The organism is Rhizobium sp. Rhizsp42 (assembly GCF_047304155.1).
Lineage (GTDB): Bacteria > Pseudomonadota > Alphaproteobacteria > Rhizobiales > Rhizobiaceae > Rhizobium.
This window is the reverse complement of the sequence record NZ_JBGLYS010000024.1, coordinates 1-18505: the sequence shown is the minus strand read 5'-3', so window position 1 is coordinate 18505 and position 18505 is coordinate 1. Positions and strand designations below refer to the sequence as shown.

Sequence of the window (18505 nt, the reverse complement as noted above, 5' to 3'; positions counted from 1 at the left end):
AACGGCTGCTTTGTCACGGTGACATGAAAAGCGGCTCTTGCGGCGCAGGCAGGAATTCGGGGTCCGGCGCGGGCTTTGGGCTGGCCGGCCGGGTCTGGTGGCGCCGGCGATATTCCGTGGGGCTGGTGGCGGTGACGCGGAGGAACTCGCGGTTGAAATTCGACTTGCTGATGAAGCCGCAGTCGAACATCAGCCGGGTTACCGGCTCATCGGTTGTTTCGAGCATCTGGCAGGCGGCGCGGATGCGGAAGTCGTTGACATATTGGGAGACGCTCGCCCCGTGCACGCGGTTGACCGCGATCGATACGCGCCGCGCGGGCAGGTTCATCCGGCGGGCGATGCGGCCGAGATTGAGCTCGGGGTCGCGGTAGAGTTCGCGCGATTGCATGAGCTCGTCGAGCGACCGGGCGATGGCGCCGTCTTCCTCGGTCGGGCCGGATGTTGGTGCCGGTGGTTGTGGCTGGGGCGCTGGCGTGGGTTCGGTGGACTGGCTGCTGCTGGCGATGGCGGCGGCGGTGCCGAGTGCGAGCAGCGAGATGACATTGCCGATCGCGACCACGGCGCCAGCATTGGCGCCGCCGGTTCTATAGAAATCGAAGCTGATGACGATATCGGCGGTGGCGGAGGCGAGCAGTGCCACTGCGGTGATCAGCAGCGAGCGGTAGGAGAGGAGCGCGCCGTCGAGCCGCGAGGAGACGAGCCCATCGGGGCCGTGGCGGGCGAGCCAGATGAGGGCGGCGCCATAGGCCGTGAAGGTGGCGGTGATGAAGACACCGACAGGGCCGCGCCAGAAGATCATCAGCACCAGGACGATGGCGGCAGGCAGGAGATGCGCCGTAAGGCGCAGCCATGAGAGGGTGTTGTCGCGCGCTAGGTTGCTGAAGCTGATCCAGGCGAAGGCGGCGATCAGGGCGGCGAGCACCGCCTGGCCGGGCATCAGGGCGATGATGTCATAGCCCCAGCGCAGGCCGAGCAGCACAGATTGCAGCGCGTAGAGCCCGATCAGGATGAGGAAGGGCCGCCGCTCGGGCGCCAGGCCGTCGCTTTGCCTGATCATGCGCACAAGCAGGATTGCGAGCAGCAGTGTGACGACGAAGGGCAGCGGCACGAAGATCATGGGTGCGGATCCAGCAACAGAAGAGCGATATGAGCACGACAATGACCTCGATCGCAATCGCGGGCGACCCGGATCGCGATCGAGGTCTCGATTTCCTGTGGTCTCAGCGACCTTGGTCCGCTGCTCGATGGGAGCGGTGTCACGCAAGGAGACTGCCATGATGATCATCATAACCATACCTCTGCTCCTGTTCACGCTGGTTTCAAGCTATGCCGATGGCTGGCGGACGGGAGAGACGATCGACGTCTCGGCGATCCGCTCGATCGTCATCACAGGCGACGCCAGCTCGATCCGGATCAGCGCCAATTCAGACGCGCCCTATCGGGCCGAGACGCGCGGGCGGCGCGATGGCTGGTTCAGCCGCTGGTATTCGAGCTGGTTCTTCAGCGGTTGCGAGGACCAGAGCCGGATGACGATCGATGGCACGACGCTGTCGATCGCGGTCGCCTCCACGAAGTGGTTCGATCTCTCCGATTGCGCGCCCGAGGTCGTCGCCAACATCCCGCCGGGCGGGTCGATCGAGGTCAACCAGCAGGCCGTGATGGCGCGGTTCGAGGGCGAGTTTGCGAGGCTCGACCTGTCAAGCAAGGCCGCCGATGTGACGCTACAGGGGCATGCCTCGAACGTCGCCATCGACAGCGCGGCGCTCAGGGCGCATCTGACTTACGACAAGCTCAACGCCAACGAGACGATCGACGTGAAGGCACATTCGGTCGACAGCTATCTCGACTTCGGCAAGGACGTGCCTGTCGATTATACCGTCACCGCCAAGGCGTCGCTGATCGACAGCCCCCGGCCGAGCGTGGTCGGCGCCAAGCCTCTCGTCACCATCAAAGCCGAGTACGCGCATACGACGATCCGCTGATGAGTGTGCTCTAATAGCCGCCGGCCGAGCCCTCGGTCGAGCGGCTGTCCATCGCGCCGTAATAGCGGGCGCCGCCGCCTTTTTCGATATCTTTCAGGCTCTTGCCGCCGACGAGGATGCCGGCGGCCTGGCCCCAGACGGGTGGGCCGCTGCCGTCGTCCATGGTGTGGCCCATCGCGATCAGCGCGCGGATCGTGTCGGGCGACAGTGCGTAGGGCTCGAAATAGATCTTGTCTGGCTGCCACTGGTGATGGATGCGCGGGGCGTTGACGGCCTGGCTGATGTCCATGCCGAAATCGACGACATTCAGAATGGCTTCCAGCGTGATGGTGATGATGCGCGAGCCGCCGGGGCTGCCGATCACCATGAAGGGCTTGCCGTCCTTGGTCACGATGGTGGGGCTCATCGACGAGAGCGGGGTCTTCTTCGGCGCGATCGCGTTGGCTTCGCCCTGGACGAGGCCGTAGAGATTGGGGACCCCGGGCTTGGAGGTGAAGTCGTCCATCTCGTTGTTGAGAAGGATGCCGGTGCCCGGTGCCACGACGCCTGCGCCAAAGTTGCCGTTCAGCGTGTAGGTGACGGCGACCGCGTTGCCCTCGTCGTCGATGATCGAGTAGTGCGTGGTCTCGGTGCTTTCCTTGGCGCCGAGCGGCTTCAGGTCGGCGGAGGTGCCTGATTTGTTGATGTCGATCTTGGCGCGGATGGCCTTGGCGTAGTTCTTGTCGAGAAGGGTCGTGACCGGGTTGTCGACGAAATCCGGGTCGCCGAGGGCGGCGTTGCGATCGACATAGGCGTAGCGCATGGCCTCGGTCATCAGGTGCACGGTCTCGGCCGAGCCATAGCCGAGGAACGAGAGCGGATAGCCTTCCAGGATGTTCAGGATCTCGCAGATGATGACGCCGCCGGAGGAGGGCGGAGGCGAGGAGATGATGTCATAGCCGCGATAGCTGCATTCCACCGGCTTCAGCTCGCGCACCTGATATTGCTCGAAGTCTTCTTTCGCGAGAATGCCGCCCTTGGACTGGCTGGCCTTGACGATCGCGTCCGCCGGCATGCCCTTGTAGAAGGCGTCGGTGCCCTTGTCGGAGATGCTCCTCAGCACTGAGGCGAGTTCCGGCTGCACGAGCTTTTCGCCTGACGTGAAGAGCTTGCCGTCGGGCTTGAGGAAGATCTTGGCGGCCGCTTCGTCCTTGGCGAGCCGCTTGGCGCTGTTCTCGATCGAGGCGACGTCGCCCTGTTCAAGCGTAAAGCCGTCCTTGGCGTAGCGGATGGCGGGGGCAAGGAGATCCTGGCGCGACTTGGTGCCGTATTTCTCGCGCGCGGTTTCGAAGCCCATGACGGAGCCGGGCACGCCGACGGCCAGATAGCCGTCGAGGCTGGCGCGGGGAACGATATCGCCTTTGGCGTCGAGATACATGGTCTTGGTGGCGGCGAGCGGCGCGCGTTCGCGGAAATCGAGGAAGCTGGCCTTGCCATCCTTCATGCGGATGGTCATGAAGCCGCCGCCGCCGATATTGCCGGCGGTCGGATAGACCACGGCCAGAGCATAGCCGACGGCAACCGCCGCATCCACGGCATTGCCGCCTTTCTTCAAAACCTCAACGCCGACATCGGTCGCCAGATGCTGGGCAGTGACGACCATGCCATGCTCGGCCTCGACCGGCGCAGGCGAGGCGGCAAGTGCCGACGAGAGCGGTGCCAGCGTCAGCGACAGGGCAGCGACGAGGGCTGCAGATTTCTTGGGAAGGCGGTCCATGATGTTCCCCTCGTTGGACTGACATGGGGAACATATGGGGTTGTAGGCGTGGCAGGCAATGCGCGGCGGGCGCTAAGTGGTGCCTTGCAGGTCCGGCGTTGCGACGGGCTTCGATGCCGGCTGTGGAGTGGTCGGCAATTTGGCTTCCTCTGCTGAGGACATCGTGAGTCTTGCCTCGGCAATCCGTGCGGCGGCCTGCAGGTCGCGGTCGTAGCCTGCCATCTTCTCCATTGCCGTGATAGCGACGTCGGTGGCGAGGTAATCGGGCTTGTGGCCGACGCCCTTGATCTTGACCAGCTCGGAGCCGGCGATATCGCGGGCGAGGCCCTGCGAGTGCAGGTGTTCCCAGACGATGTCGTCGCTATCGCCGGTGATGATGACGGTAGGCGCCGATATCTTGATATAGAGATGCGACTGCGTCTTGAAGTAATCGAGCAGGCGCACGAAGTCGGCGGCGTTGTTGTGGAAGGTGGCGGGGCGCAGCACCAGCGATGGACCGGTCTTCATGATGTAGTCGTCCGGCCGCGGATTGGGGCGGAAGACGTTGAGGGTGCCGCGTTCCAGGCGCCGCAGGCCCAGCGGGACGACCAGTGCGTGGTTGAAGAGCCAGCCGATCACCGGTGCTGTCGAGACGTGATAGTACCAGTCGATGCCGCCGGGCCATGGATGCGTGGCGGGCGCGAGGAAGAGCAGGCCGGCCGTCTTTTCCGGATGGCGGACGCCGAAGGCGGCGGCGATGGCGCCGCCGAAGGAATGGCCGACGATGATCGCCTTGTCGATGCCGCGCTTTTCCATCAGCGCGGCGATGGCGTCCGCCTGGCCTGAGGGCAGGGCGTTCTCCGGTCCGCCGCGTTCGGAGTAGCCGTGGCCGGGGCGATCGACGAAGAGCATTTCGGCGCGACCACGCAGTGGCTCGAGAAAGGCGCCGATCTGGTCGAGCAGGTTGCCGCTGGCGCCATGGATGAAGACCAGCGCCGGCAAGTCGGCGGTTTCGGGGCGCTCGATGTGGACGGCGTTCATGCGGTAGCCGCCGATATCGGTCAGCTCGCCAATGTTGGGATAGGCCTGCTCGAACTGGCGGGCCTTATAGGAGGAGTAGCCGATCGCGGCGGCTAGAGGGGCGAGGAGGGCGGAGACGAGGGTAAGCATGGTGCGACCTGCGGCAGGGACTAACGGACCATACGTTAGATTGGCTCGCGTGGTTCACCTTCAAGAGGTCAGAAGCCACGCTATGATGTTACGTCAGGTGCGGCTGCCGGCCAGCTTTTCGGAGAGCGTGTTCAGCTGTTCCTGCGCGTTGCGGTTGGCGGGGTAGATCTCCAGGAAACGCTCCCATGCCTTCAGCGCCAGCTGGTCGTTGCCGCTGTCACCAAGGATAGAAGCCATGCCGGCTAGAGCGCCGAAATGGCGAGGCTCGATGTCCAGCACATGTTCGATATCGGACATCGACTTGCGCATGGCGCCGTTGGTGTAGTTCAGCGTCGCGCGGCGATTCCAGCTTTCGGAGTAGCCCGGCTTCAGCGCGATCGCCTGGTCGAGGAAATCGAGTGCTGCGCTGTTGCGCTTCTCCTCGATCGCCTTGTCGGCCCATTGCATCAGCAGGTTGACGGTAGCGCTGCCCGAATCGTTCCATTCGGCGCGGATCTCGTTGGCGATGTTATCCGCCTTGTCGGCGTCGCGCTCGCGCTTCAGTGCTGCAAAGAGCTGATCGAGATGTTCTTTGGGCGATAGGTTCGCTGCCTGCTGCTCGACGATCTTTTCCCTGTCCCGCGCGGGTGCGGGTTCCTGCGCATGGGCAGGCAAGGCAACTGAGAGCAGGGCGAGGGAGAGCGGCAGTGCCGCGCAGGTCATGGCCAAAAAACGCATGGCGGGCATAATAGCCCGCCAACGCGAAAGATCAAAACACTTTAACGGGATCACAAAATGACCCTTCCGGACAGGCTCAGGCGCGCAAACGCTGCCGAGCCATCCGGCCAGCCAAATCAGCCCTGACGAGCCTTGAAGCGTGGGTTCAGCTTGTTGATGATGTAGATGCGGCCCTTGCGGCGAACCAGGCGGTTGTCACGGTGACGAGCCTTGAGCGACTTGAGCGAATTCTTGATCTTCATTGTTTTGATCCGCGATGTTGGGGGGAATTCACATTCGCCCGTATCTATTACATTCAAAAGCGCGCTCAGGGCGCGCTCTTCAGGTTAGGCGTGCAGATAACCCGGCCTCTTGTCTGTGTCAACCACGTGAAGGTGTTTTTCCCGTGGCAGTGGCCGGTTTTGTCAGGGGAAAACCCCTTATTTCCCCGCAAGTGTGGTGGCAAGCGTGGTCACATGGCCCATCTTGCGGCCGGGTCTCGATTCCGTCTTTCCATAGAGGTGAACCAGCGTGTCGCGCCGCTTCAGCCAGTCCGGAAGATCAAGGATATCGTCGCCGATCAGGTTCTGCATCACGCAGTCGGAGTGGCGATCGGCGTTGCCGAGCGGCAGGCCTGCGACTGCGCGGATGTGCTGCTCGAACTGCGAGATCACGCAGGCGGCTTCCGTCCAGTGGCCGGAATTGTGCACGCGCGGCGCCATCTCGTTGGCGATCAGGCTGCCGTCGGCGAGCGCGAAGAACTCGATGCCGATGACGCCGACATAGCCGAGCGTCGTCAGGATCTTCTCGGCGGCCTCGCGCGCGGTGGCTGCCGTGGCGTCGGTGATCGACGCCGGCACGGTCGAGGTGTGCAGGATGCCGTTGCGGTGCACGTTTTCGGCCGGGTCGTAACAGGCGACGCTGCCATCAGTGGCGCGGGCGGCGATGACCGAGATCTCGCGTTCGAAAGCCACGAAGCTCTCGAGGATGAGCGGCACGCTGCCGAGCTCGGCGAAGGCGCCGTCGGCGCTGTCCGATGACGAGCGGAAGACTTTCTGCCCCTTGCCGTCATAGCCGAGGCGGCGCGTCTTCAAGACACCCTGGCCGCCGAAATCTGCGAGGGCGGCTTCGAGGTCAGCCTGGCTATCGACGGCGTGGAACCTTGCTGTCGGAATGCCGCAATCATTGATGAAGCGCTTTTCGACGAGACGGTCCTGGGCGGCTTCCAGCGCCTTCGGCGGCGGATAGACCGGCACGGTCTGCGCTAAGGCCTCGGCTGCGGAGACGGGGACGTTTTCGAATTCGTAGGTGACGACGTCGCAGACGGTCGCCAGTTCCTCGAGTGCTGCGGGATCATCATAGGCGGCGACGATCTGCCGGTTGGCGACCTGCGCTGCCGGGCAATCGGCCTGCGGCTCGAGAATGATGGTGCGGAAGTTCAGGCGGGCGGCAGCCATGGCCAGCATGCGGCCAAGCTGACCGCCGCCGATGATGCCGATCGTTGTCATGCTCATAGGTCGTCCATCGGGTATTCGGCGATCGCCGCACTTTGGCTCTCGCGCCATTCGTCAAGCCGGTCGGCAAGGTCTTCGTCTGAAAGTGCCAGAACCGCGGCGGCAAGAAGTGCCGCATTGATGGCGCCGGCCTTGCCGATCGCCAGTGTTCCGACCGGGATGCCGCCGGGCATCTGCACGATCGAGAGCAGGCTGTCTTGGCCGGACATCGTCTTCGACTGCACGGGAACGCCGAAAACAGGAAGAGGGGTCATCGCGGCGGTCATGCCGGGAAGATGGGCGGCGCCACCAGCGCCGGCGATGATGACCTTGAAGCCTTCCGACTTCGCACCCTTGGCGAACTCGACCATGCGATCGGGCGTGCGATGTGCCGATATGATCCTTGCGTCATAGGGGATCTCGAGCGCCTCCAGCGTATCGGCGGCGTTCTTCATGGTCTCCCAATCGGACTGGCTTCCCATGATGATGGCAACGGTCGGTCTGTCTGTCATCGTCACGACACTTCCTTCAAGCGATGATACCGGGGCTTCAGGCGATGATATCCGGGATGATCTGGTCTTCGAGCTTCGACAGCTTGTCCTTGATAACAAGCTTCTTTTTCTTCATGCGCTGAACGCGCAGCGCATCGCAGCCAGTCGCGATCATGGCGTTGATGGCGACATCGTAGTCCTCATGCTCCTGGCGCAGGCGCGCCACAATGAGCCTGACTTCCGCCTGTTCCTGATCCGGCATACGCATTCCCCATGATCGTCTTCAGACCTTCTCCGGTCTGTCGCTAATTTTTGCAAGCTCCTATCACCAAATAGCGGTAACGGCTAGTTAGTCTCGATCATGAATTTGCCACGCTCTCTCCTTGTTTTCGCCTTCGACAAGCCTTCAAAAATGTGTCACAGTTTGAGGGTTGACGCCTTGGATCTCCGGCGGTGTTGGCTGGAGAAAGGTAAGAGGAAGGAAGGGTCATATGACTGTTCAAGCTCATCTTGAATCACTCCAGAAGAAGCATGGCGCTCTCGAAGACGAGCTCCATTCTCTGATGGCATCCCCCTCCAGAGACGACCGTGAGGTTGCCGAGTGCAAGCGCAGGAAGCTGCGCATCAAAGACGAGATTGAGCGTCTCAAATCATCCGTACACTAAGCAGGATAGAACGTTACAGGGCGTGGTCGACGCGATTCAAAGGGTAAATATCGCAATATAACCAGTTGTTTAGTAGTCTGTCGCGTCCGTTGGAATGTTCCTGCGCGCCGGTTGCCGAAAAGGTCGCAGCCGGCGCGTTTTCATGTCCGGATGGCGTTATGCCCAGAACTGATCCAGCCAGAGATTGAGCCTGTCGAAGCCGCGATTGTTGACCGCATAGATGCGTTTCGTGCCATCGGCGGTGACCGAGACGAGGTCGCAATCGAGCAGAGCCTTGAGGTGCTGGGAGACGGCCGGGCGACTGATCGGAAGGCCTTCGGCGAGCTCGTTGACGGTGCGCGGCGAGCGTCGCAACTCCTCCAGCAGGAAGCGCCGGTGAGGGTCGGCAATCGCAGTGAAAGGGTCCACGTTCGACATGGCGAAAAGCTACGTCAATCGGAGAATTTGGGCAAGCGAATTGTGCGCCGCAGCAAGGCCCTTAAGGCCTAAAATCCAAGGCCTTCGCGGGCGATCAGGACGGCCGCGATCAGCGCCATCGCATACATGAACGGATAGAATATTTTCGGCTGCATGCGCTTCACGCACCAGGCGCCGGCGATGGTGGCAAGGGGCGCGAAGGGGAGCAGCGTGGCGGAGGCGGCGAGGTTCTGGGTGTCGAGCTGGCCGAGCGCGAAATAGGGGATCAGCTTGACGGCATTGAGGATGGCGAAGAAGCGGGCGCTGGTGCCGGTATATTCGCGCGGCGGCATCTGCAGCGGCAGCACGTAGATCTGGAACGGCGCGCCGCCGGCGTGCGCGACGAAGCTCCCATAACCGGAAAAGGTGCCCCAAAGCGTGGCGCGGACCGGCCGCTGGCCATGCGGGGGCACGATCTTTCCTCTGCCGGGACCGAAGTTGTTCCAGAAATAGCGCAGGCAAAAGAGGATGGTGACGACGCCGATGACGACGCGCAAGACGCTGCCGGGAACCAGTGCTGAGGTGGCCCAGCCGAGCGCGATGCCGGCCAGCGCGCCTGGAAGCATGATTTTCAGCGTCGTCCAATCGCCATGCTTGCGCCAGATGACGAGCGATATCATGTCCATGAAGATCAGGATCGGCAGGAGGATGGCGGCGGCCTGCACGGGGGAGACGACGAGAGCCAGAAAAGGCAATCCAATCAGCGACAAGGCGTCGCCCATACCGCCCTTCGCGAGGCCGACCAGAATGACGGCGGGAATGGCGGCGTAGTAAAATGACACGTCCATCGGCATGCTTTTGAAGTCCTCCCCTTGCCAGCCCGGTCTAACGGAATTACTCACAGAAAACGAGTGCGGAGCTGCCGGCAAACGGCGAAATCCGCTGGAAATGGAAAGAGTTCATGAGCGAACCTGAAAACCGCTGCCGCCTGGTGCTGATCGTGCCCGATATCGCCGATGCCGATGAGCAGGCGAAAATCGTCGGCGATGCGCTGAAGGGCGGCGATGTCGCCTCGATCATCCTGCCGCAATACGGGCTTGGTGACGGCGAGTTTCAGAAACACGCCGAAAAGATCGTGCCGCTGGCGCAGAACACGGGTGCGGCGGCGCTGCTTGCCGGCGACAGCCGGGTCGTCGGCCGCACCAAGGCGGATGGCCTGCATATCACCGGCGGTGCCGCGGAGATTTCCGAGGCGGTCGAGAAATATGCCGACAAGCTGATCGTCGGCGGCGGCAATGCGGCCGACCGGCATCATGCGCTCGAGATCGGCGAGGAGCGCCCCGAATATGTCTTCTTCGGCAAGCTCGAAGGCGACATCAAGCCGGAGGCGCATCCGAAGAACCTGGCGCTCGCCGAATGGTGGGCCTCGATGATCGAGATCCCGTGCATCGTCATGGGCGGCACCGATCCGGCCTCGGCGCTTGCCGTTGCCGAGAGCGGTGCGGAATTCGTGGCCATGCGTCTTGCCGTTTTCGGCGAGCCGGCGCGTGCCGCCCTTGTCGTTGCCGAAATCAACGCACTTCTTGACGAAAAAGCGCCACGGTTTGAGGGTTGATATCGCCCTCATGCCCATGCTGACACGCCATTTGCGCCTTTCCTTCCTTGCCGCCGCCACATGTGTGGCGGTTTTCGCGCATGGCGCATCGGCCCAGCAGGTCGACAATATGGTCACGCGACCGCTCACCGGCGCGCCTGAGACATTAAAATCAGGTCGCGCGCAGCCGGATGGGGTAACACCGTCCACCGGTGTCGGCGTCTTCGACCGCATGGGCGCGAAGCTTCCCGACCTGCCGCCTGAGAAGGACTACAAGGGCAAGGTCGACGATGCCTATGGCGCCTATCAGCGCGGCTACTATCTGACGGCGATGGGGATTGCGCTGCCGCGCGCGCAGCTTGGCGATCCGGCGGCGCAGACGCTGATGGGCGAGCTTCTGGCCGATGGTCTCGGCGTCAAGCGCGATGCAAAGGCCGCTGCCTTCTGGTACGGAAAGGCGGCGGAGGGCGGCGATCCTGCGGCGATGTTCAAATACGCGCTCATCCTGATGGAAGGCCGCATCGTCAAGCGCGACAAGACGCTTGCCGACACCTACATGCGCAAGGCGGCGGAAGCCGGCAATGCATCGGCCGAGTTCAACTGGGGGCAGATCCTGGTGGCCGACAATCCCGGCGACAAGGGTCTGAAGCTGGCGCTGCCGTTCTATGAAAAATCGGCCGAGAAGGGCGTCGCCGACGCCCAATACGCGGTGGCCGAGATCTATTCGTCGCTGCCCGACCTGCCGCCGGAGAAGAAGCAGCTTGCCCGCGAATGGATGGCGCGCGCCGCGCATGCCGGTTTCGACACCGCGCAGCTCGATCTCGGCGTCTGGTTCGTCAACGGAACCAATGGCCCGCGTGATTTCGAAAAGGGCTTCCAGTGGCTGAGGATCGCGGCCAATGACGGCAACGTCGTGGCGCAGAACAAGCTGGCGCATCTCTATATCAACGCGCTCGGCACCAAGCCGGATCCTGTCGAGGCCGCCAAGTGGTATGTGCTCTCGCGCCGTGCCGGTCTGCCCGATCCGGCGCTCGAGGATTTCTACCTCGGTATCGAGGAAGAGCAGCAGAAGGCGGGGATCGAAGCCGCCAACAAGTTCCGCCGCCTGCGCTAACCGCGCTCGATCGGTTTAGAAGAGGGCGTCCTCGAAGAGGTCTTCGTCGCTGGACGCAGCATTTACCGGCTCGGGTTCGGCGGCGGTTGTCTCTTCAACAGCGGCTATGATGTCGCGGTGGACGTTGCGCTCCTGCACCATCGTGTAGAGCTTGAAGATCTTGCGATCGAGCGGGGCGATGGCCTCGGCGAGATCCGAGATGTCGGCGATCTCGGCGCCGGCCGCATCTTCCAGCGTATCGGCGCAGCCTGCCAGCACATCGCCGAGGTCTTTCTGGAAATCCAGCGTGCCGATCAACAGGTTGATCTTGCCGGCGACCTCGCGGCCGTGTTCGGACAGTGTCTTCAGCTCGGCTTCCATCGTATCGGCGGCGGTGCGGATATCGGCGACGGCGGTCGTCAGGTTTTCAGCAAGGCCGCCTGATGCCGTCTCGCTTGATGGGGCCACGCGGCCGGCGGCCTCTTCCAGCGCCGGCAGGCCGTTGACGATGGCGTCGGCGCTGTCATCCAGCTTGCCGGCGAAGATCCGCAGCTCGGCCGTGACGACGTTGATCGACTTGCCGGCTTCGCCAAGCCGGCTGCAGCGCAGATTGGTGTTCAGCGCCATGTAATGGATGTCGGTCTTCACCGCCTTGATGTTGCCGATCGCTTCCAGAAGCTTGGCGGTGGTATCGCGGGTCGACTGGCTGACCTGATCGGCCTTGAGGGTGACGGCGTCGACCTGCTTGACGATCTCGTGCGCGGCCGAGACGCTGGATTCCAGCGCGCGGATGAAGTTGCCCTGGCCGCCGCCGCTCATCTGGTCGCGCAGCCGCATGATCTCCTGCGTGTCGTGGCCGAAGCTGGCGATCGTCTTGATGACATTCTGGGAATCGCGGTGAAAATCGCGGCACATCTCGTTCATCTGCGCCGCCGTCAGGTGCTGGATGACGTTTTGCAGACGCGCGCGGGCGTCGGCGTTCAGACTGCGGCCGTCCTCGCTGTCGAGGAATTCGTCGAGCAGGGTGAATGTGCTCTGCACGTGCTCGATGCGCTGGCGGGTGATGTCGCCGATCTGCAGCGCCGACAAGGTCGAGGCGACCTTGCTCTGCACGCCTCTGGCGACCGCGCCGACGTCGCGGGCAATGGCGCTCAGGTTCTGGCGGTGTTCGGCGATCTTGCGGGCGTCGCCGTCAAGGGCGCTTGCCACGGCCGGAACCGTGTCTGCGTAGCTCTTGGAGACGTCGGTGCCGAAGGTCAGCGCGAGCTTGACTTCCTTTTCCAGCTCCTCGATCTGGCCGGCGAAGCGGTTGACCTCATCGGTGCCGGAATAGATGCGCTCGAGAATTTCCTGCGCGAAGCCCGCGAACTCGGCAAGGCCGGCGCCGGTGATCTTCACGGTGACCGCGAAGGTGCGCAGGTAGCGCATGGTTTCCTGCATGTCGGAGACGTGCCGGCGCAACGAATAGCCTGCTTCGGCGAGCGACGAAAGCGCGTCGCGGCGGGACTTTTCGGCGGTCGGGAGATCGCTAAGGCTCTTCACCGTTGCGCGCAGTTCCGCGCCCGCATCACCATTCTCGCCAGCATCAAGCGCCTTGGTGATGTTATCGAGCGAGCTCAACAGTCGGTTGAGGACGTCCATGACCGAAAGCAGGACGGTGCCGCCTTCGAGAAAGCGCTCCTCGACCTTGCTGCGCGCCGCTTCCAGTGTTTGGCTGATGGCTGATCCAGATGCCTGGAATGCAGTCAGTGCCGATGTCGCCCCGTTCGTCATTTTATTGTCCTTTACTTAAAACCTCAGCAAGGTTCGGGACTATTTTTACGGGCATCATGGAAACGGGGAGTAAACACGCCAGACTCGTCAGCGTTGTGCTTAACATAGCGTGAATTGCACGACGCCCGTTGCCGACAAACGCTCATAATTTTGATAAGCATATGAATTTGTTTGTTTTTATAAACATGTTTGAGTGCTAATTATTATTTTTGTCAGGTGATATTTCAGGGAGTCGGGACTCGTCTCAATTGCATTTCGTTGCAACCTACTTTTACGTGTTGTTAAGCGTGCCGTGAGATTCCTCAAAGGGTTGAAAAAGTATTTCTCCGCCCTAGGAGGCCGAAGTGAGTGTGCGTGAACAGTATTCCGAGTCTATATCCCTGCCGGAAGTTCTAACCATCAGGAATATCTCGGATATCTTCTCGAAAATTGCGTCTTTATTTAAGAATAACAGTTCCGTTGTTCTCGATATTCCCGAAAAAGCTGAGGCCGACTTGAGTTTTGTGCAGCTGATCGAAGCTGTCCGCCGGCACGCTGAAACCAACGACAAAGCGCTCGCACTCGCGGCTCCCGCCCGCGGTCAGGTCCTGAAGGTGCTGGAGCGCGCCGGCTTCGTGGAAGCCTTCAACAGCGAAGATACAAAATTCTGGTTGCATGAAGAGGTAAAGCCATGAGCGCCAACATTCTCACCGTCGACGATTCCGCAAGCATTCGACTGACGACCAAGGTCACGCTGACCAATGCGGGCTACACCGTCAGCGAAGCGGCCGATGGCGCGCAGGGCCTGGCGGCCGCCAAGGCCGGCAATTACGACCTGATCATCACCGATCTCAACATGCCCGTGATGGACGGCCTGACGATGATCGAGGAGCTGCGCAAGCTGCCGGAGCATACCGGCGTGCCGATCATCTTCCTCACCACCGAATCCGACGCCGACCTCAAGGCCCGCGCCAAGGCGGCCGGTGCCACCGGCTGGCTGACCAAGCCGTTCGACCCGGAAAACCTGGTCAAGATCGCCAGGAAGGTGCTCGGCAGATGAGCTCTCTCGATCCTGTAGCGGTCTTTCGCACCGAGGCGGCCGAATGCCTCGAAGCCATCGAGACGGGTCTTCTCGATCTGACGCACAAGCTCGACGACAAGGATGTCGTCGATGCCGTCTTCCGCGGCCTTCACACGCTGAAGGGCTCGGGCTCGATGTTCGGCTTCGATGCGCTGGCCGCCTTCACGCATCATTGCGAAACGGCGTTCGACCGGGTTCGCAAGGGCGAGGTGCCGGCAACAGCCGAGCTCGTCGCCGCCGTGCTTGCCGCTCAGGATCACATGCGTGCTCTCGTCGATCGGCCGGATGCCGATCACGGCGATACCGGCCAGCGGTTGCTGGCCCAACTTCAGGCCGCCGTCGGCGAGACATCGGGCGCCGCTGCTGCTCCTGCTGCTCAACCGGCCCCGGTTGCCGCTCCCGCCGTTGCTGCCGCCAAGACCACCACTTGGCGCATCCGCTTCAGCCTGCCTTCGAATTCGATGGCGAACGGCACCAATCCGCTCGGCTTGCTCGATGAGCTGCGCGACCTCGGCGAATGCAGCGTCAAGGCCAACCTCTCCGCCATTCCTGTCCTCGACGAGATGGTGCCGACTGATCTCTACGTCACCTGGGACGTCGTTCTCACCAGCACGCAGGACCGCTCGGCGATCGACGACGTGTTCATCTTCGTCATGGACGACATGGAGCTTGAGGTCGAGGAGGTCGCCGGTCCCGTCGCTCAGGAGGCCAAGGCTGAACCCGTCGCCGTCGTGGCAGAGGTGAAGGCCGAACCTGTCGTCGCAGCGCCCGTCGCGGCTGCGCCCGCAGTCCCCGCCGTACCTGAATTCAAGCCCGTCGAGGCAGTGCCCGCCAAGCGTGAGAGTGCTGCACAGGCCGACCAGCGCCAGGCGAAGGCGGCCGAAAACGTTCGCGTTCCGGCCGAGCGTCTCGACGAACTGATGGACCGCGTCGGCGAGCTCGTCATCGCCCAGTCGCGCCTCAGCCAGCTGGCGAGCGCCAGCGCCGATATCGCGCTGCGGTCGGTGTCGGAAGAAATCGAGCGCCTGTCTGGCGAACTGCGCGACACGATGATGGTGCTCCGCATGGTGCCGGTCGCGACATTGTTTTCGCGCTTCCGTCGCCTCGTTCACGATCTCGCCCGCGAAACGGGCAAGGTGATCGAGCTGGTGACCGAGGGCGAAAGCACCGAGGTCGACAAGACCGTGATCGAGCGTCTCGCCGATCCGTTGGTGCATCTGGTGCGCAATTCGATCGACCACGGGCTGGAAACGCCGGCCGAGCGTCTGGCCGCAGGCAAGAGCGAAGCCGGCACGGTGACGCTCTCGGCGCGGCAGGCCGGCGGCGAGGTGATCATCTCGATCAAGGATGACGGCCGCGGCATCAATCGAGATCGGGTCCGCGCCAAGGCGGAATCCTCCGGCCTCATCGCGCCGGGCCAGCCGCTCACCGATTCCGAACTGCTGCAGCTGATCTTCGCGCCAGGCTTTTCGACGGCTGCGGCGATTACCAATCTTTCCGGCCGTGGCGTCGGCATGGATGTGGTCAAGAAGACGGTCGAGGCGCTGCGTGGCGCGATCGATATCACCAGCCTCAATGGTCAGGGTTCGGAAGTGTCGCTGCGCATTCCGCTGACACTTGCGATCATCGACGGCCTGCTCGTACGGGTCGGCAACGGCAGCTACGTCATTCCGCTGTCGGCTGTCGAGGAATGCCTGGAGCTGTCGCTGGAAGAGGATCTGCGTTCGCGCGGCCGCAGCTTCATCTCGCTGCGCGACAGCCTTGTGCCGTTCCTGAGGCTCCGCGATCTCTTCCGCACCGGCACCAAGCCCGATGTGCACCAGAAGGTCGTGGTCATCTCCACCGGCACGGAGCGCGTCGGCCTGGTCGTCGACCAGATCATCGGCGACCACCAGACGGTCATCAAGTCGATGTCGAAGCTGCACAACGACGTGTCCACCTTCTCGGGCGCCACCATTCTCGGCGACGGCAGCGTCGCCCTCATTCTCGACGTCGGCCATCTCGTGGCCGCCGGTCAGCAACAGGAAACACAGATGCGGGTGGCAGGATGAGCGCGGCAGCCGAGAAGATCGACCATCATTGGAACTATGCCGACGAAGTCGAGGTCCTGACCTTCGACATGAACGGCGAGACCTTCGCGCTTGAGGCGGTCATTGTCCAGGAAATCCTGGACTTGCTGCCGGAGACGGCGGTGCCGGGCGCGCAGCCCTTCGTCGCCAGCGTCATCAACTTTCGCGGCAAGGTTATTCCGCTGGCCGACCTTCGCCTCGCCTTCGGGATGGACGGCACGGAAGCGACGATCGATAGCCGCATCATCGTCATCGAGGTCGATCTCGATGGCGAGGCGACGCTGGTTGGACTGCGCACCGACAAGGTGAACGAGGTGACGACGCTGGCACGGGCAGCCAGCGAACCGCCACCGAGCGTCGGCATGCGCTGGCGCGCCGACTATATCAACTGCCTGGTGAAACGCGGGGGCGAGTTCATCATCCTGCCCAATCTGCAGGCACTATTTTCTTCACGACACGAGACATCGACCGCCGTTTAGGCTGCGTCATCGAGGGGTAAGGGGTTAGAGATGCGATTGACGATCAAGACGAAACTGGTGTCGGCGTTTGCCTTCATCATCTTAATGTTGCTGGGCACATCGACCTATTCGATCATCAGCCTCAGCGGTCTGAATGATTCCATTGGAGATGTGCTCTCCGGTCCGGCCGCGCGGTTGGAACTGGCGCAGACCATCAATATCGGCCAGCTGGAAGCGATCCGCCAGCAGAAGAACCTACTGATGGCCAGGGATGCGGCGGAAGTGAACAATTCCATCGCCAAGGGCGATGTTGGGCGCAAGGAATTCGCCCAGGCGCTGGCATCCGTGCTGCAGATCGCCACCGAACAGGGCCGTCCGCGCTGGGAACAGGTCTCGGAGCTTTCGAAGCAGTTCTTCCAGGCTGACGACCAGATCCGCGAATTCGTGAAGGCGGGCAACGCCGAAGCGGCCAACAATATCTCGGTGACCACGGCACGCACCGCCGCAAACCAGATCGATACCGCGCTCGCTGAAATCCTCAAGCTCGAGAAAGAGCGCATGAGCGTTGCGGACGATGAAGCCGAAGCAAGCTATGTCGCAACGCGCACGACGATGATCGTCGCCGTTGCCGCAGCCTTCCTGTTTGCCGCCATCACCGCCTTCTGGATCGCCAGCACCATCTCCAAGGGTCTCAACCGCGCCAACACCGTGGTGCGCGAAGTCGCCGAGGGTGATCTCACGAAGATGGCCGAAATCACCAATCGCGACGAGATCGGCGAGATGCTTGGAAACGTGAACCTGATGATCGAGCGCCTGCGCGGTGTGGTCGGTGATGCGCTTTCTGCTTCCGAGAACGTCTCGGCCGGTAGCCAGGAACTCTCCGCCAGCTCCGAGCAGGTATCGCAGGGCGCGACCGAGCAGGCAGCTTCCGCCGAAGAAGCTTCGGCTTCGATGGAGGAGATGGCCGCGAACATCAAGCAGAACGCCGACAATGCCGCACAGACCGAGAAGATTGCTCGCCAGTCGGCAAAGGACGCGGAAGAAAGCGGCGCTGCCGTCAGCCGTGCTGTGGAAGCCATGCGTACCATCGCCGACAAGATCGTCATCGTGCAGGAAATCGCACGCCAGACCGATCTGCTCGCACTCAACGCCGCCGTCGAGGCAGCGCGTGCCGGCGAACATGGCAAGGGCTTTGCGGTCGTCGCATCCGAAGTGCGCAAGCTTGCCGAGCGCAGCCAGTCGGCAGCCGCCGAAATCAGCGCCATGTCTGGCGATACGGTCAAGGCCGCCAGCAATGCCGGCGACATGCTCGGCCGCCTGGTTCCCGATATCCGCAAGACTGCCGAACTCGTCTCCGAGATCAGCGCCGCCTGCCGCGAGCAGGATATCGGTGCCGCCCAGATCAACGAAGCGATCCAGCAGCTCGACAAGGTGACCCAGCAGAACGCCGGTGCCTCCGAGCAGATGTCGGCGACCTCTGAAGAACTCGCGGCCCAGGCCGAGGAACTTCAGGCCTCGATCGCCTTCTTCAAGGTCGATACCACGGGCAGCAAGGCCGGCTTCAAGAAGCCAGTAGCCAAGCCGGCCGCCAAGGCTCCCGCCGCTCGCCCGACCGTGGTCAGCAACAAGAACGTCGCCACTCGCTCGGTCGCCGCCCAGCAGGCGCGTGCCAAGGGCTTTGCTCTCGACATGTCGATGGGCGGTCCTGACGCCAGCGACGACGATTTCCGCGAAAGCGCGTGATCCAGAAACATGTCGTGGGGGGGGGGGGGGGGGCGGCCCCCCCACACACACCCAAAACAACTAAGGGGGGGGGGGGGGGGCCGCCGC

General features: G+C 62.6%; 20 protein-coding genes. 9 read left to right on the top strand and 11 right to left on the bottom strand.

Annotation, left to right across the window (positions count from 1 at the left end; translation table 11 throughout):
- Window positions 1-13 precede the first annotated feature (13 nt).
- Entirely contained in the window at window positions 14-1117 is a 1104-nt protein-coding gene (locus tag ACCD05_RS20890) for a helix-turn-helix domain-containing protein (RefSeq protein ID WP_413395030.1), read from the bottom strand.
- A 157-nt stretch (window positions 1118-1274) separates the two neighbouring features.
- Between ACCD05_RS20890 and ACCD05_RS20885 the strand changes: the two genes are divergently transcribed.
- Window positions 1275-1982, top strand: coding sequence for a hypothetical protein (locus tag ACCD05_RS20885; protein WP_413395028.1), 708 nt, complete (start codon window positions 1275-1277; stop codon window positions 1980-1982).
- 10 nt (window positions 1983-1992) lie between these two features.
- Here ACCD05_RS20885 and ggt read toward each other — a convergent pair whose 3' ends face one another.
- The 7 genes from ggt to ACCD05_RS20850 all read right to left on the bottom strand — a co-directional run bounded on the left by ggt (window position 1993) and on the right by ACCD05_RS20850 (window position 7829).
- Window positions 1993-3738 carry a gamma-glutamyltransferase gene (gene ggt / locus ACCD05_RS20880; RefSeq protein ID WP_413395026.1) on the bottom strand — a complete coding sequence of 582 codons (1746 nt, stop codon included), beginning with the start codon at window positions 3736-3738 and terminating at the stop codon, window positions 1993-1995.
- Between the two features lie 72 nt (window positions 3739-3810).
- Entirely contained in the window at window positions 3811-4887 is a 1077-nt protein-coding gene (locus ACCD05_RS20875) for an alpha/beta fold hydrolase (RefSeq protein ID WP_413395024.1), read from the bottom strand.
- Window positions 4888-4980: 93 nt separating this feature from the next.
- On the bottom strand, window positions 4981-5613 hold the full coding sequence (locus tag ACCD05_RS20870) for a hypothetical protein (protein ID WP_413395022.1): 633 nt from the start codon (window positions 5611-5613) through the stop codon (window positions 4981-4983).
- A gap of 107 nt (window positions 5614-5720) precedes the next feature.
- The gene (gene ykgO / locus ACCD05_RS20865; RefSeq protein ID WP_003566454.1) at window positions 5721-5846 is read right to left on the bottom strand and encodes a type B 50S ribosomal protein L36; all 126 of its coding nucleotides are present in this window, start codon (window positions 5844-5846) and stop codon (window positions 5721-5723) included.
- Window positions 5847-6023: 177 nt separating this feature from the next.
- Window positions 6024-7097, bottom strand: coding sequence for a 5-(carboxyamino)imidazole ribonucleotide synthase (locus tag ACCD05_RS20860; RefSeq protein WP_413395014.1), 1074 nt, complete (start codon window positions 7095-7097; stop codon window positions 6024-6026).
- The gene (gene purE, locus ACCD05_RS20855; RefSeq protein ID WP_018899708.1) at window positions 7094-7588 is read right to left on the bottom strand and encodes a 5-(carboxyamino)imidazole ribonucleotide mutase; all 495 of its coding nucleotides are present in this window, start codon (window positions 7586-7588) and stop codon (window positions 7094-7096) included. Before purE ends, ACCD05_RS20860 begins: the two co-directional genes overlap by 4 nt.
- 37 nt (window positions 7589-7625) lie before the next feature.
- The gene (locus tag ACCD05_RS20850) at window positions 7626-7829 is read right to left on the bottom strand and encodes a YdcH family protein (protein ID WP_112433111.1); all 204 of its coding nucleotides are present in this window, start codon (window positions 7827-7829) and stop codon (window positions 7626-7628) included.
- A gap of 229 nt (window positions 7830-8058) precedes the next feature.
- On the opposite strand from ACCD05_RS20850, the gene ACCD05_RS20845 reads away from it, so the two are divergent.
- The gene (locus ACCD05_RS20845; RefSeq protein WP_018899706.1) at window positions 8059-8232 is read left to right on the top strand and encodes a YdcH family protein; all 174 of its coding nucleotides are present in this window, start codon (window positions 8059-8061) and stop codon (window positions 8230-8232) included.
- A gap of 156 nt (window positions 8233-8388) precedes the next feature.
- Here ACCD05_RS20845 and ACCD05_RS20840 read toward each other — a convergent pair whose 3' ends face one another.
- Together ACCD05_RS20840 and ACCD05_RS20835 are read right to left on the bottom strand one after the other, a co-directional pair.
- Window positions 8389-8649, bottom strand: coding sequence for an ArsR/SmtB family transcription factor (locus ACCD05_RS20840; RefSeq protein WP_018899705.1), 261 nt, complete (start codon window positions 8647-8649; stop codon window positions 8389-8391).
- Window positions 8650-8717: 68 nt separating this feature from the next.
- On the bottom strand, window positions 8718-9482 hold the full coding sequence (locus tag ACCD05_RS20835; RefSeq protein ID WP_047509437.1) for a sulfite exporter TauE/SafE family protein: 765 nt from the start codon (window positions 9480-9482) through the stop codon (window positions 8718-8720).
- A 107-nt stretch (window positions 9483-9589) separates the two neighbouring features.
- Between ACCD05_RS20835 and ACCD05_RS20830 the strand changes: the two genes are divergently transcribed.
- Together ACCD05_RS20830 and ACCD05_RS20825 are read left to right on the top strand one after the other, a co-directional pair.
- Window positions 9590-10243, top strand: coding sequence for a thiamine phosphate synthase (locus tag ACCD05_RS20830; protein ID WP_413395011.1), 654 nt, complete (start codon window positions 9590-9592; stop codon window positions 10241-10243).
- A 10-nt stretch (window positions 10244-10253) separates the two neighbouring features.
- Complete coding sequence (locus ACCD05_RS20825; protein ID WP_413395009.1) at window positions 10254-11336, top strand: tetratricopeptide repeat protein; 1083 nt, start codon at window positions 10254-10256, stop codon at window positions 11334-11336.
- A 15-nt stretch (window positions 11337-11351) separates the two neighbouring features.
- Here ACCD05_RS20825 and ACCD05_RS20820 read toward each other — a convergent pair whose 3' ends face one another.
- Window positions 11352-13088, bottom strand: a complete 1737-nt coding sequence (locus ACCD05_RS20820) for a chemotaxis protein (RefSeq protein WP_413395007.1) — start codon at window positions 13086-13088, stop codon at window positions 11352-11354.
- 344 nt (window positions 13089-13432) lie between these two features.
- Here ACCD05_RS20820 and ACCD05_RS20815 point away from each other — a divergent pair, with 344 nt between their 5' ends.
- Genes ACCD05_RS20815 through ACCD05_RS20795 form a run of 5 tightly spaced genes read left to right on the top strand, consistent with a single transcriptional unit; the run spans window position 13433 to window position 18418 of the window.
- The gene (locus ACCD05_RS20815; protein WP_018899700.1) at window positions 13433-13762 is read left to right on the top strand and encodes an STAS domain-containing protein; all 330 of its coding nucleotides are present in this window, start codon (window positions 13433-13435) and stop codon (window positions 13760-13762) included.
- Window positions 13759-14127 carry a response regulator gene (locus tag ACCD05_RS20810; RefSeq protein ID WP_018899699.1) on the top strand — a complete coding sequence of 123 codons (369 nt, stop codon included), beginning with the start codon at window positions 13759-13761 and terminating at the stop codon, window positions 14125-14127. Before ACCD05_RS20815 ends, ACCD05_RS20810 begins: the two co-directional genes overlap by 4 nt.
- Complete coding sequence (locus ACCD05_RS20805; protein ID WP_413395005.1) at window positions 14124-16199, top strand: chemotaxis protein CheA; 2076 nt, start codon at window positions 14124-14126, stop codon at window positions 16197-16199. The genes ACCD05_RS20810 and ACCD05_RS20805 overlap by 4 nt, the downstream gene beginning before the upstream one ends.
- Complete coding sequence (locus ACCD05_RS20800; RefSeq protein ID WP_047509429.1) at window positions 16196-16696, top strand: chemotaxis protein CheW; 501 nt, start codon at window positions 16196-16198, stop codon at window positions 16694-16696. The genes ACCD05_RS20805 and ACCD05_RS20800 overlap by 4 nt, the downstream gene beginning before the upstream one ends.
- A 30-nt stretch (window positions 16697-16726) precedes the next feature.
- Window positions 16727-18418, top strand: coding sequence for a methyl-accepting chemotaxis protein (locus ACCD05_RS20795; RefSeq protein ID WP_413395003.1), 1692 nt, complete (start codon window positions 16727-16729; stop codon window positions 18416-18418).
- The last annotated feature ends 87 nt before the right edge of the window (window positions 18419-18505 follow it).